The organism is Streptomyces sp. CY-1, from assembly GCF_047218265.1.
Taxonomy (GTDB): Bacteria; Actinomycetota; Actinomycetes; order Streptomycetales; family Streptomycetaceae; genus Streptomyces; species Streptomyces niphimycinicus.
Map to the genome: position 1 here is coordinate 3,115,817 of NZ_CP178393.1, position 12,049 is coordinate 3,127,865.

General features: G+C 70.7%; 11 protein-coding genes. 4 read left to right on the forward strand and 7 right to left on the reverse strand.

Features of this window, described 5'->3' with window-relative positions; genetic code table 11:
* Nucleotides 1-62 precede the first annotated feature (62 nt).
* From ACK1X7_RS13400 to ACK1X7_RS13415, 4 genes are all read left to right on the forward strand, one after another.
* Complete coding sequence (locus ACK1X7_RS13400; RefSeq protein ID WP_014059811.1) at nt 63-833, forward strand: IclR family transcriptional regulator; 771 nt, start codon at nt 63-65, stop codon at nt 831-833.
* 277 nt (nt 834-1,110) lie between these two features.
* On the forward strand, nt 1,111-2,370 hold the full coding sequence (locus tag ACK1X7_RS13405; RefSeq protein ID WP_385148202.1) for a sensor histidine kinase: 1,260 nt from the start codon (nt 1,111-1,113) through the stop codon (nt 2,368-2,370).
* Nucleotides 2,367-3,068, forward strand: coding sequence for a response regulator transcription factor (locus tag ACK1X7_RS13410; RefSeq protein WP_385148199.1), 702 nt, complete (start codon nt 2,367-2,369; stop codon nt 3,066-3,068). Before ACK1X7_RS13405 ends, ACK1X7_RS13410 begins: the two co-directional genes overlap by 4 nt.
* Before the next feature lie 70 nt (nt 3,069-3,138).
* Complete coding sequence (locus ACK1X7_RS13415) at nt 3,139-4,119, forward strand: aldo/keto reductase (protein ID WP_385148196.1); 981 nt, start codon at nt 3,139-3,141, stop codon at nt 4,117-4,119.
* Nucleotides 4,120-4,165: 46 nt separating this feature from the next.
* On the opposite strand, the gene ACK1X7_RS13420 is transcribed toward ACK1X7_RS13415, so the two are convergent.
* The 7 genes from ACK1X7_RS13420 to ACK1X7_RS13450 all read right to left on the reverse strand — a co-directional run bounded on the left by ACK1X7_RS13420 (nt 4,166) and on the right by ACK1X7_RS13450 (nt 12,024).
* Complete coding sequence (locus tag ACK1X7_RS13420) at nt 4,166-5,386, reverse strand: right-handed parallel beta-helix repeat-containing protein (protein ID WP_385148193.1); 1,221 nt, start codon at nt 5,384-5,386, stop codon at nt 4,166-4,168.
* A gap of 211 nt (nt 5,387-5,597) precedes the next feature.
* The gene (locus ACK1X7_RS13425; RefSeq protein ID WP_385148190.1) at nt 5,598-6,407 is read right to left on the reverse strand and encodes a polysaccharide deacetylase family protein; all 810 of its coding nucleotides are present in this window, start codon (nt 6,405-6,407) and stop codon (nt 5,598-5,600) included.
* A 180-nt stretch (nt 6,408-6,587) separates the two neighbouring features.
* Nucleotides 6,588-7,922: an ABC transporter substrate-binding protein gene (locus ACK1X7_RS13430; protein WP_390793000.1), complete on the reverse strand. Its 1,335-nt coding sequence runs from the start codon at nt 7,920-7,922 to the stop codon at nt 6,588-6,590.
* A 167-nt stretch (nt 7,923-8,089) separates the two neighbouring features.
* On the reverse strand, nt 8,090-8,944 hold the full coding sequence (locus tag ACK1X7_RS13435; RefSeq protein ID WP_398159288.1) for a PmoA family protein: 855 nt from the start codon (nt 8,942-8,944) through the stop codon (nt 8,090-8,092).
* Entirely contained in the window at nt 8,941-10,155 is a 1,215-nt protein-coding gene (locus ACK1X7_RS13440; protein ID WP_385148181.1) for a Gfo/Idh/MocA family protein, read from the reverse strand. Before ACK1X7_RS13440 ends, ACK1X7_RS13435 begins: the two co-directional genes overlap by 4 nt.
* Nucleotides 10,156-10,201: 46 nt before the next feature.
* A complete protein-coding gene (locus ACK1X7_RS13445; RefSeq protein ID WP_390792997.1) occupies nt 10,202-11,101 on the reverse strand; it encodes a carbohydrate ABC transporter permease in 900 nt (299 codons plus the stop codon).
* On the reverse strand, nt 11,098-12,024 hold the full coding sequence (locus ACK1X7_RS13450; protein WP_385148175.1) for a carbohydrate ABC transporter permease: 927 nt from the start codon (nt 12,022-12,024) through the stop codon (nt 11,098-11,100). Before ACK1X7_RS13450 ends, ACK1X7_RS13445 begins: the two co-directional genes overlap by 4 nt.
* Nucleotides 12,025-12,049 lie beyond the last annotated feature (25 nt).

The following is a 12,049-nucleotide window of genomic DNA, read 5'->3' on the forward strand; positions in this document are numbered from 1 at the left end:
CTGTCCCGGGTGATGAATTTCCCTCGGGACTCTATGGCTGGTCGAACAGAGGGGTCAAGGCGATGTCAGCTACCGAGACGGGCGGGGCCCAGGTCAAATCGGCTGTCCGCACGGTCGAACTGCTGGAGTTCTTCGCCGGCCGGCCCGGAATGCACAGCCTCGCCGCGGTCCAGGAGGCCGTGGGCTATCCCAAGTCGAGCCTCTATATGCTGCTGCGCACCCTGGTGGAGCTCGGCTGGGTGGAGACGGACGCCACCGGCACCCGCTACGGCATCGGGGTGCGCGCCCTGCTCGTCGGCACCTCCTATATCGACGGCGACGAGGTCGTGGCCGCCGCCCGCCCCACCCTGGACCGGCTCTCGGACGACACCACCGAGACCATCCACCTCGCCCGCCTCGACGGCACCAACGTCGTCTATCTCGCCACCCGGCAGTCGCAGCACTATCTGCGCCCCTTCACCCGCGTCGGCCGCCGGCTGCCCGCCCACTCCACCTCGCTGGGCAAGGCGCTGCTGGCCACGTACTCCGACGAGCAGGTGCGCAAGCTGCTGCCGGAGACCCTGGGGCAGCTCACCGAGCACACCATCACCGACCGCGAGAAGCTGATCGAGGAGCTGCACCTGATCCGGGAGCAGGGGTACGCGGTGGACCGCGAGGAGAACACGCTGGGGCTGCGCTGCTTCGGCATCGCCATCCCGTACCGCACCCCCTCGCGCGACGCCATCAGTTGCTCGGTGCCGGTGGCCCGGCTCACCCCCACCCATGAGCAGATGATCAAGGACGCGCTGTTCGACGCCCGGGACCGGCTCACCCTCGCGACGCGCCGTCTTTGACCCATGGGAGGACGGCCCGCTCCGCCACGCGGCGGAGGCGGATCGTCGGACAGGGTGAGGCGCGGCGCCCGCCGCGCCGCGAGGCTGGTCCCCGTGACCTACACCCTTCCCGGCGGACGGACGCGTCCGGCACCCGCCCGCCCGCCAAGGAGCCGACCGCGCCGATGAAGCTGACCTACGCTGTGCGGATGACCCTCGGATCACCCGTCCTCACCGGCGGCGGGCGCCTCTTCCGCGAGTGCGGCCCCGCCGGGGGCGCGGCAGCGCACCGGGCCCCGTGACCGGGGCGTGGTGGCGGCGGGCGGTCCGTGCGGTGGCCGGCCGCCGGGCCCAGTTGCGCTGGGTCCATCTGGTGCTCGGCGGCGCCCTGTTGATGCCGTATTACCTGCTGACCGGCGTCGTCTTCGCGATGCTCCTGCGGGACGCCGTTCCCTTCACCTCCCTGGTGTGGCAACTGGGCACCTTCGGCCTGGCCCTGCCGCTGGCCGTGCCGACCGCGCTGCTCCCGCTCGTACGCCCCCTGGAGGCCACCGCCGCGCGCTCGCTGTGCGGGCTTCCGGAGTCCGCGGAACTCGCGGCCGGGCCCGCCGGGTCATGGGACGCGCGCGCCCGCACCCTGCTCTGGTACGGGCTGCATCTGGCCATCGGCGGGCTGGTCAGCGGGCTCACCCTGTCCCTGCTGCCCGCCTCGGCGATGCTGATCGCCCTGCCGTTCACCGACGGTTCGTACGTCGACGAGGGCTGGCCGCACGCCTTCGCCTCGGCCCCCTCCGCGCTGGCGCCCTTGGCCGGGGTGCTGCTGCTGGGCGTGATCATGGGGATCGCCGCGGCCGCCGGGGCGCTGCTGGCCCGCTGTGCGCCCGCGCTGCTCGGCCCGGCCCCCGCCGAGCGGCTCGCCGCCGCCGAGCAGCGGGCCACCCGGCTGGCCGCCCGCAACCGGCTCGCCCGCGAACTGCACGACTCGGTCGGCCATGCGCTGAGCGCGGTGACCCTCCAGGCGAGCGCGGCCCGTAAGGTCCTCGATACCGATCCGGACTTCGCCCGGGAGGCCCTGGCGGCCATCGAGGAGACCACCCGGAACGCGGTCGGCGAACTCGACAGCGTGCTGGGCCTGTTACGCGAAGGGGAGGACCGTCCGGCCCCCGCCCCCGCCCCCTCCCTCATGGATCTGGACGGGCTGCTGGCCCGCACCCGGGCCGCGGGCGTCGCCGTCGAGCTGACGGCCCCGGGCGCACTGGACCGGCTGCCGCCCGTCGTCTCCCGCGAGGCGTACCGCATCGTCCAGGAGGGGCTCAGCAACGCGCTGCGCCACGCGGGCCGGGTGCCGGTGCGGCTCCGGATCGCCGAGGACCCGAAGAAGGTGGAGATCACGATGGAGAACCCGGTGAACGGAGCCACCCGGGCACGGCCCACCGGCGGCCGCGGGCTGCGCGGCATCGCCGAGCGAGCCACCCTGCTGCGCGGCACCTGTGCCTGGGACACCGTGGACGGCGTCTGGCGGCTGACGGTCCGGCTCCCGCTGGAGGCGTCCCGATGAGCACCCCGCCGTCCCCGGTGGGCGAACCGTCGTCCCCGCTGCGCATCGTGCTGGTCGACGACGAGCGGATGGTGCGCACCGCGTTGCGCGCGATCCTCTCCAGCGAACCGGACCTGGAGGTCGTCGGCGAGGCCGGAAGCGGCGCCGAGGCCGTACCGGTGGTCCGTGAACTGCGCCCGGACGTCGTGCTGATGGACGTCCGGATGCCCGATGTCGACGGCATCCGCGCCACCGAGCGGATCCTGGGCACCATGGCGGACCCGCCGCGCGTCATCGTGGTGACGACGTTCGAGAACGACAGCTATGTGTATGACGCGCTGCGCGCCGGGGCCAGCGGCTTTCTGCTCAAGCGGGCCCGTGCGGAGGACCTGGTGCAGGCGGTGCGGCTGGTGGCGCGCAGCGATTCGCTGCTGTTCCCGGCCGCGGTGCGGGCGCTGGCCGCCGAGCACGCCGCCGCCCGCGGCCCGGACCGCGAGGCGAGCGCGCGGGCGCTGGGCGAGCGGCTCTCCGAGCGGGAGGCGGTGGTGCTGCGGCTGATGACCGACGGGCTGTCCAACTCCGAGATCGCGGCCCGGATGGCGGTGGGACCGGCCACGGTCAAGACGCATGTGGGGGCGGTGCTCACCAAGTTGGGGGTGCGGGACCGCACCCAGGCGGTGATCGCCGCGTACGAAAGCGGTTTCGTCACACCGGGCTGACATCCGGCGGCCGGGGTGGTCTGCTGTGACGGATCGGCCGAACGGACGGATGGGCGGGAGGAGCGGACGCATGGAGTACGCACGGCTGGGCGCGTCGGGCATCAAGGTGTCGCGGATCTGCCTCGGCATGATGAGCTACGGCAACCCCGAACACCGGCCCTGGCAGTTGGACATCGACGACGCGCGGCCGATCGTGCGGCGCGCGGTCGAGGAGGGGGTGACCTTCTTCGACACCGCCGACATGTACTCGATGGGCCGGAGCGAGGAGATCACCGGCGAGCTGCTGCGGGAGCTGTTCCCCGGCCGCGACGACTATGTCCTCGCCACGAAGGTCTACTCCCCGATGGGCGAGGGCCCCAATGACCGCGGGCTGTCCCGTAAGCACATCCTGGCGGGCATCGACGCCTCGCTGCGGCGGCTGGGCACCGACCATGTGGATCTCTACCAGATCCATCGCTTCGACCCCGGGACGCCCATCGAGGAGACGATGGAGGCGCTGCACGATGTGGTGCGGGCCGGAAAGGTCCGGTACATCGGCGCCTCCTCCATGTTCGCCTGGCAGTTCGCCAAGGCGCAGCACACGGCCGAGGCGCACGGCTGGACCCGGTTCGTCTCCATGCAGAACCACTACAACCTGCTCTACCGGGAGGAGGAGCGGGAGATGAACCCGCTCTGCCTGGACCAGGGCGTCGGTGTCATCCCCTGGAGCCCGCTGGCGCGCGGGCTGCTGGCGGGCACCCGCGACCGGGACCGTACCGGGACCACGGTCCGGGCGGGCAACGATCCGCTGGTGGAGAAGTGGTACGCGGACGCGGAGTTCTCCATACTCGACGCCACCCGCGCGGTCGCCGAGAAGCGCGGGGTCTCCCCCGCCCGGGTCGCGCTGGCGTGGCTGCTCGGCAGGCCCGCGGTCACCGCGCCGATCGTGGGGGCCACGAAGATCGGGCATCTGGAGGACGCGGTCGCGGCGGTCGGGCTGACGCTCGACGAGGCGGAGGTGGCCCGTCTGGAGGACCCCTACCGCCCGCGCGCCATCATGGGCCATAGCTGACCGGGCGGGACGGCTTCCCCGGGGGAGCCCCGGGTCTCCCGGGGTTTCAGTTCATCGTCGAGCCGATCTCGGTGCGGTCCATGACGACGAGGAAGCTGGTGACCGGGAGGGAGCCGTCCTGCCGCCGGGGGCCGAGGGCCGTGGTGGGGTCGGTGGTGACCAGCGGCGGGGTGGCCGGGCCGCCCGGCGTCCAGTTGTTGTCCCGGGAGGCGGCGAGGACTCCGGTGTCGGCGCTGCCGCGGCCGTTGGAGACCGCGAGGTTGCGGGTCAGGAGGGCGCGGGAGCCGGCGAAGGAGTAGCCCTTGTCCCAGTTGTCGAAGGCGGTGGTGCGCTGGAGGCGGAGGGCTCCGGTGTTGCCGCCCGCCTCGAAGCCGCTCTTGGTGTTGGCCCAGGCGGCGGAGGTCCGTACGACATGGGCGGGCGAGGGGGCACCGCGGCGGCTGGCGCCGAGCTGGAAGCCGCTGCCGTCGCCCTTGAAGTAGGGGATGTGCCAGCGGTTCCGGCCGTTCTCGAAGGCCCAGGAGTGCTCGATGGTGACGGGGCTCCCCCACATCCACAGGTCGAGGCCGTCGTCGCTGTTGCGGAACAGCCGGGATCCGGTGACCACGTTGCCGGTGCCGGAGCCGTGGGTGAGGGCCATGCCGTCGGCTCTCTGGCCGCCGGTGGCGTCGTCGTGGTTGCCGTAGGAGTCCAGGTTCCGGATGACATTGCCGTTGGTGTCATCGCCGCGGAGGGTGAGTCCGGTGTCGCCGTTGCCGTGGGTGCTGAGGTTCTGGAAGACGTTTCGCGCACAGGAGGTGCAGACCAGGCCGCCGCCCGGGGCGTTGCGCAGCTCGATCCCGGAGACCGTCCAGTAGTCGGCGCTGAGGGAGACCAGGGAGGAGCCCTCGCCGAGCCGGGAGCCGTCGAGCCGGACCTTCTCCGCCCCGTAGGACCGCAGTTGGACGCGCTCGCGGGGGGTGCCGCTGACGGAGCTGCGCAGCGTCCTGGCGGGGTAGTACGTGCCCCCGCGCACCTCGATGGTGGTGCCCGCCTTGGCGGCCGATATCGCCTTCTCGAGGCTTCGGTAGGGGGACTTGAGGGTGCCGCTGTCGCCGTCGCTGCCATTGGTGGCCACATACACGGTGGTGGGCACGGCGCTCGCGCCGTCCGGCGAAGCCGTCAGATACACCCCGGCCACGGCCGACGCCACGATCACCGCGCTGCCCAACGGCAGCGTGCGGTCCTTGCGGCGACGGTGGCGGCCCCGCTTACGCCTCAGCCCCATGGCAACTCCTGTTCCGCGTCGAGAGAACGGGCCGGAGGATCCGGACCGGCCTGTCCCATGTCGTAGTTGCCGCCAGTCCAGATTAGGTTGCCGGGCACCCGAGGATTCTTAGATTACGAAATTCCGATCGCCTCGCGATAGCTTGCGACAAGTCTTGATCGTTTTGTGGCCGAGGATGTTCGGAAACGGAAGGTCCTGTTGGTCTGTTGGCTCATGGGCGATAGACCTTGCCCGGTTCCGGGGTGGCCGGGGCCAGGAGCTGGGAGACCGTCACCACCGTATAGCCATCCTTCTTCAGCTTCGCCAGGATCCCCGGCACCGCCGGCACCGTGCCCTTGTAGATGTCGTGCAGCAGGATGATCCCGTCGCGCTTCGTCTGCTCCATCACCCGCTTCTCGATCAGCGCGGAGTCGGTCGTCTGATAGTCCTTCGCCGTCACGCTCCACAGCACCTGCGCCACGCCCAGCTTCTTGCAGATCTTGGAGACCCGCTCGTCGGTACGCCCCTGCGGCGGCCGCATCAGCAGCGGCGTACGGCCGGTGAGCTTCTTGACGGCGCTCTGGACCCGGTTGATCTCCGAACGGACCCCGTCGTCGTCGGTCTTGGTCAGGATCTTGTGCGACCAGGTGTGGTTGGCCAGCTCATGCCCCTCGTCCGCGATGCGGCGCACCAGGTCGGGGTGTTTCTCGATGTGCTTCTTGCCGAGCATGAAGAAGGTCGCATGGGCCTTCTCCCGCTTGAGGATCTTCAGCAGCCGGGGCGTGTTCTCGCTGGGGCCCGCGTCGAAGGTGAGGGCGACGCATTTGGCGCGGGAGCAGTCGACCGAGCCGTTCGTCCCGTCGCCCTTCTTCAGCACGTCCGGCTTCGAGGCGGCCGGTGTCGCGTGCCCGGCGTCCTTCACCGCGTGCTCCCGGGCGCTGCGCGGCGAGGTGGTGTCGTAGGACGCGCCACAGCCGGTGATGCCCAGTGTCAGACAGACGGCACTCACGAGCAGTCCGGATATTCGACCTTTTCGCCCCATTGATATCCCCGCAGTCCTTTTGTTGCCATGAGTGATCGCAATGCGGCCAACAGGCATGGAAATGGGTACTGTTGGCCGCATAAACTGCGAGCACTATACACCTGAGGTATACACGGGGTTCATAGGGCCCCCGGGCCCGAGGGCCGAGGGCCCGTGGAGCGATGTGGTGATCGGGCGCGGCTAACCCTGGTGCTTCTTCCAGTCCGCCTGTGCCGCGTTGAGCTCGTCCGCGACCTTGTCGCAGAACGCCTTGGCGGTCATCCGGCCGAGCAGCACCTTCTGGAAGCCGGGCTCGTTGTCGGCCTTGCTGATGTCGTTCCAGTCCGGGAGGTAGTACGGCAACTGGACGACCTTGGTCCGCGGATCGTTGAGCGACTCCAGCGCGGCCTTGGTCGGCGGGGCCTCGGCAATCCAGTCGTCGTCCGCGGCGCCGACGTTGGCGGGGATCGCGCCGACGTCCTCGTTCCAGAGGCTGTTCATCTCCGGCGAGGCCGCGAACTCGATGAACTTCCAGGCCGCCGCCTTGTTCCTGCTCGCCTTGAACAGCCCGAGGCCGTCGACCGGGTTGGAGACGATGGTGCGCGGTACCCCGGCCCGGGAGGGCGGCAGCGGTATGCCCGCGATCTTCTCCTTGCCGAGCAGCCGTACGTGGTCGACATAGCTGCCCAGGTTGTGCTGAAGCATCCCGATGTCGCCCTGGTCGAACTGGGCGACCATCTTGGCGAAGTCGTTGTTGAGGTCCGCGGCGGGCGTGACCTTCTTGAAGAGGGCGATGTACTTCTCCAGCGCCGCGACGTTCCTGGGGTCGTTGAGGGTGGTCCTGTCGCCGTCCCAGAAGGACGCGATGCCGGACTGGGCGTACATCATGTCCAGCGCCTGGGCGATCGAGCCCGCGCCGCCGCGCAGGGTGAAGCCGAACTTGTTCCCGCCCTGGTCGGTCAGCTCGTCGGCGGCCTTGTAGAACCTCTCCCAACTGTCCGGCGCCGGCAGCTTCGCCGCCTTGAAGAGGTCGGTGCGGTACCAGAGGGTGCCCTGGTTGGCGGAGGTCGGGACGGAGTACAGCTCCTTGCCCTCCCCGCCGGCCGCGCGGACGCTGTCGACCATGTTCTTGATCAGCTTGCCCTTGAGGCCGCTGTCGTCGATGCGGTCGGTCACGGGGTCGAGGGCGCCCTGGGCGACCAGATTGGCCAGATACGCGGTGCCCACGCCGCCGACGTCGGGCAGGCTGTCGCCGCCGCTCTGGATGGCGGTGTCGTACTTCGACTGCACATTGGTGATCGGGATCGGGACGTACTTGACCGTGATGTCGGGGTACTTGTCCTCGAACTTGGTGATGATCCGCTTCCAGACCTTGGTGCGGGGGCCGCCGTTGTTGTCCCAGAAGGTGATGGTGCCCTTACCGGAGCCCTCCTCGCCGGTGGTCGAGCCGTTGTCGCCGCAAGCGGTGGCCGTCAGGGTGAGCAATGCCGCCAGGGCGGTTGCGGTGTGGGGTGCTCTGCGGGTGCGTGGGGTCATGGTGTGCGTCCGTCTCCTTGTGGCGTCGCTGGCGGTTGCTGGTCGTTGAGGGGTGCGCCGTCGTGGCTGAGGGCGGTGGCCCTGTGCGGGTCGGGTTGTGCCCACCCGTTCCGCCGGGGGCACCTCCCAGCGGTAGCTGGGGGAGTCACGATTGCCCACAACCCCGCTCATACGGCCGCGCCCTTGTCCGAGAGGTGGCTCGCTATGCGGGCTGCCTCCGGGCGGGTCAGGCGGCCGTCGGTTATCGCGGTGACTACGCGTCGGGTGACCGTGTCCGCGGGGGCCAGGGGCAGTGGGCGGTCCGAGGCGAGGGCCGAGCCGACGCCCGGGTGTTCCCCGGTGCGCACACACCACGGGTCGGCCCGGGTGTCGCCGGTCGCGCCCGCGAAGACCAGCGTCCACGCGTCGGTGGCCAGCGCCAGCCAGTCCGCGGGCCGTCCGTGCACCGCCGCCGCGCCCTCGCCGTCGGCGCTGAAGACCTGTGCGGGCTCGGGGCCGCGCGGGACGCGCCAGAAGAAGCCGCCTCCGTGGCCCGTCCCGCCGAGGGCCAGCTCCTGGCCCGTCACATTGGTGAGGGCGGAGGTGAAGTCCAGCGCCCAGCACGCCGTTCCCAGGGCCCGTACGGCCACCGTGCGCCGCTCCAGCAGCAGTTGCCGCCCGCCGACCGCCCATGACAGCTCCTCCACGAAGCCATCGGGGTCGCGCAGCAGCCAGCTCAGATGACGCTGGCTCCCCTGGTGGTCCAGGCGGCCCTGGCCGCCCCCGAAGTCGTGTCCCGCCACCTCCGGGATCGCCATGGACACACCCAGGTGGGCCGGGTCCTCGGTGGGCCGCAGCCCGGTGACGGTGACGCCGCCGAGGGTGCGTACGGGGTGCAGATACGGGCGCGGCGCGCGCATGCCGGGCAGTCGGGGACGGTGCGCATACGACCCGACGACCCGGTTCTCATGGCGCAGCACGGTGCAGGGGGGACGGCGGGTGAGGGAGGGGGTCAGCGGGTTGGAGGGGGTCAGGGGTGTCATGGGTGCGGGACCTCCGCGGGGCGTGCGGCCCAGGGGGCGCGCAGTTCCGAGTACAGGGCGAGGCGCTCGGCGCCGGCGGTGACCAGTCGGTCGATGCCGGTCACCACGCGCCGGTTGGCGGCTCGCGGGGTGACGCCCGCACCGGGCTCGGTGCGCCAGGCGTCGGCGGGCAGCGGGACCGGTGCGGGGGCGGTGCGGACCGCCTCGACGACGCGCATGAACGCGCCGGTGCGGTCCGGTGGGACGAGCAGTTCGGTGCCGTGGCGCAGATGGGCGACGAGGTTGTCCAGCAGATCGGTGCGCGCGTGGTCGGTGGTCTCGGGCGACGCTCCGTCGCGTTCGACGCGGACCCGGTCCAGCTTGTACCAGAAGGTGATCCGGCCCCGGTCGCCGTGGATGACGACATACGGCTCGCCGGGCTCCTCCGCGCAGAGGGTGACGGCGGCGGCGACGGTGATGCCGCGGCTGGTGCGGACGCGTACGCAGGAGGTGTCGTCGGCCTCGATGGCGTTGGCCCGGTACAGCTCCAGCTCGATACCGGCCACGTCCTCGGCCCGGTCGGCGCCGCCGAGGTGCAGGGCGGTGGCGACGGCGTGGGCGAGGGGGTTGGTGAGGACGCCGTCGACGACGTCGCGGCCGTCGAGGGTGCGGTGTCCGGCCCAGGGGGCGCGGGCGTAGTAGTCCTCGTCACGGGCCCATGCCCCGGCGGCACCGATGCCGCGGATCGCCCCTATGCGGCCGTCGGCGACGAGGTTCCGGATGGCGGGCAGGGCGTGGGAGCCGTGCGACTGGAAGCCGATCTGGCAGACGGTTCCGTAGCGGCGCAGTCCTTCGCTCATCCGGGCGAATTCGGCGTACGAGGGTGTGGGCGGCTTCTCCAGCAGAAGGTGGGCACCGCGTTCGGCGGCGGTGAGGGCGAGGTCGGCGTGGGTGTGGATCGGGGTGCAGATGACGGCGATCCGGGCGCCGGTCCGGGCCACGAGTCCGGCCAGGTCGGCGGATTGCTCGGGCTCGCCGAGCCCGTCGCCCAGCTCCTCACGGGTGAGCGGCCGAAGTTCGCACACCCCGGCGAGCCGGACCTTTCCCCCGGCGGTCAGCCGCCGGATGTTGTCCAGATGCCAGCGGCCGTGGCCGCGGGCGCCCGCGAGGACGACGGGTATCGGTTCCTCGGCCGGGGCTTCCCCTCGTCCCGGGGGGTGCGCCATGCCCATGCTCGGACCTCCTTGTCCGCATACGTTGTGCCGCCGACCGTTTCGGTCAGCCCTTGACCGCCCCCGCGCTGAGGCCGGTGATCAGCCATTTCTGGATGAAGGCGAAGACGATGACGACCGGCACCGCGGCGATCACCCCGCCCGCCGCGAGCGCGCCCAGGTCGACGCTGTCGGCGCCGATGAGGGTGTTGAGGCCGACCGGGATGGTCTGTTTGTCCTGGGAGCTGAGAAACATCAGCGCGAACAGGAAGTGGTTCCAGTTGTGGACGAAGGCGAAGGAGCCGACCGCGATCAGCCCGGGGCGCAGCAGCGGCAGCACCACCGCGCAGAAGGCCCGGAAGCGGCCGCAGCCGTCGACCCACGCCTGTTCCTCGAGCGACACCGGCACGTTCTTGATGAAGCCGCTGATGAGGATGATCGACAGGGGGAGCTGGAAGACGGTCTCCGCGATGACCACGCTCCCCAGCGAGTTGATCATCTGGAGGTTCTTGAAGATCTCGAAGAGCGGCACCAGCATCAGCGCGCCCGGGATGAACTGCGAGGCCAGCAGCGCCAGCATGAAGCCCTTTTTGGCACGGAAGTCGAAGCGGGCGAGGGCGTAGCCGCCGGCCAGCGCGACCGCCGTCGTCATCACCAGCGAGGCGATGCCGACGATCATGCTGTTCTGGAAGAAGATCCCGAAGCTGCGCTCGTTCCACACCTTCTGGAAGTGCTCACCGGTGATCGGCCAGGGCACCAGCGCGTTCGAGCCCGCGGGGCGCAGTGCGAACAGCAGCATCCAGTAGAAGGGGACGAGGGTGAACAGCAGATACAGGCACAGCGGCAGATAGATCTGCCAGCGCGGTACGCCCTGGTCGAGCCCGCGCCGGCGCCTCCCCCGGGCGGTGGGCGGCGGGGTGGCCGCGGGGGCGGGCCGGGTGCCCTGCTCGGCGAGTGCGGCGGTCACTTGGTCTCGCCTCCGAACTTGCTCAGGCGCAGATAGAGGATCGAGCAGAAGAGGAGGATCACGAAGGCGACGGTGGTCAGCGCGGAGGCGTAGCCGAAGTCATGGCCGTTGATCCCGGTGTTGGCGACGTACAGCGGAAGGGTGGTGGTCTCCCCGGCCGGTCCGCCGCCGGTGAGGGTGTAGAGCAGATCGACGTTGTTGAACTCCCAGACGCCGCGCAGCAGCGTGGCCAGGATGATCGCGTCCTTCAGATGCGGCAGGGTGATGTGGAGGAACCGCCGCGCCCGGCCCGCGCCGTCGACCGAGGCCGCCTCGTAGAGGTCCTGGGGGATGGACTGGAGGTCGGCGAGGATGAGGATCGCGAAGAACGGGACGCCGCGCCAGAGTTCGGCGACGACGGCGGCCCAGAAGACGGTTCCGGTGTCGGAGAGCACCGAGGTGCCGTACGTGCCGATCCCGGCGTCCGCGAGATAGCGGCTGATGCCGGTCGAGGGGTTGTAGAGCAGCATCCAGATGGTGGTGGTCAGCACTCCGGACACGGCCCAGGGCGAGAAGACCAGGGCGCGGGCGAGGCCGCGGCCGAGGAAGGTCTGGTGGACCAGCAGGGCGAGCGCGAGGCCGAGCAGGAGCTGCAACAGCACCTCGGTGACGACCCATTTGCCGCTGAAGACGAGCGTGTCCCAGAACTGCGGGTCGTCGGTGAGGATCCGGGTGAAGTTGCCGAAGCCCGCGTAGCCGTTCCGCCAGGGCTTGGTGACGTTGTAGTTCCGCAGGCTGTAGTAGAGGACGCTGAGCATCGGATAGGCGATGAAGCCCAGCATCAGCAGCCCGGCGGGGGCGATCAGCAGATACGGGAGGCGGCGGGCCGGTCCTCCGGTACGGCGCCGGGTGACCCGGGGCGGTTTCGCCACGGCGTCGGCCATGACTGCTTCTCCGTTCTCGGAGTCG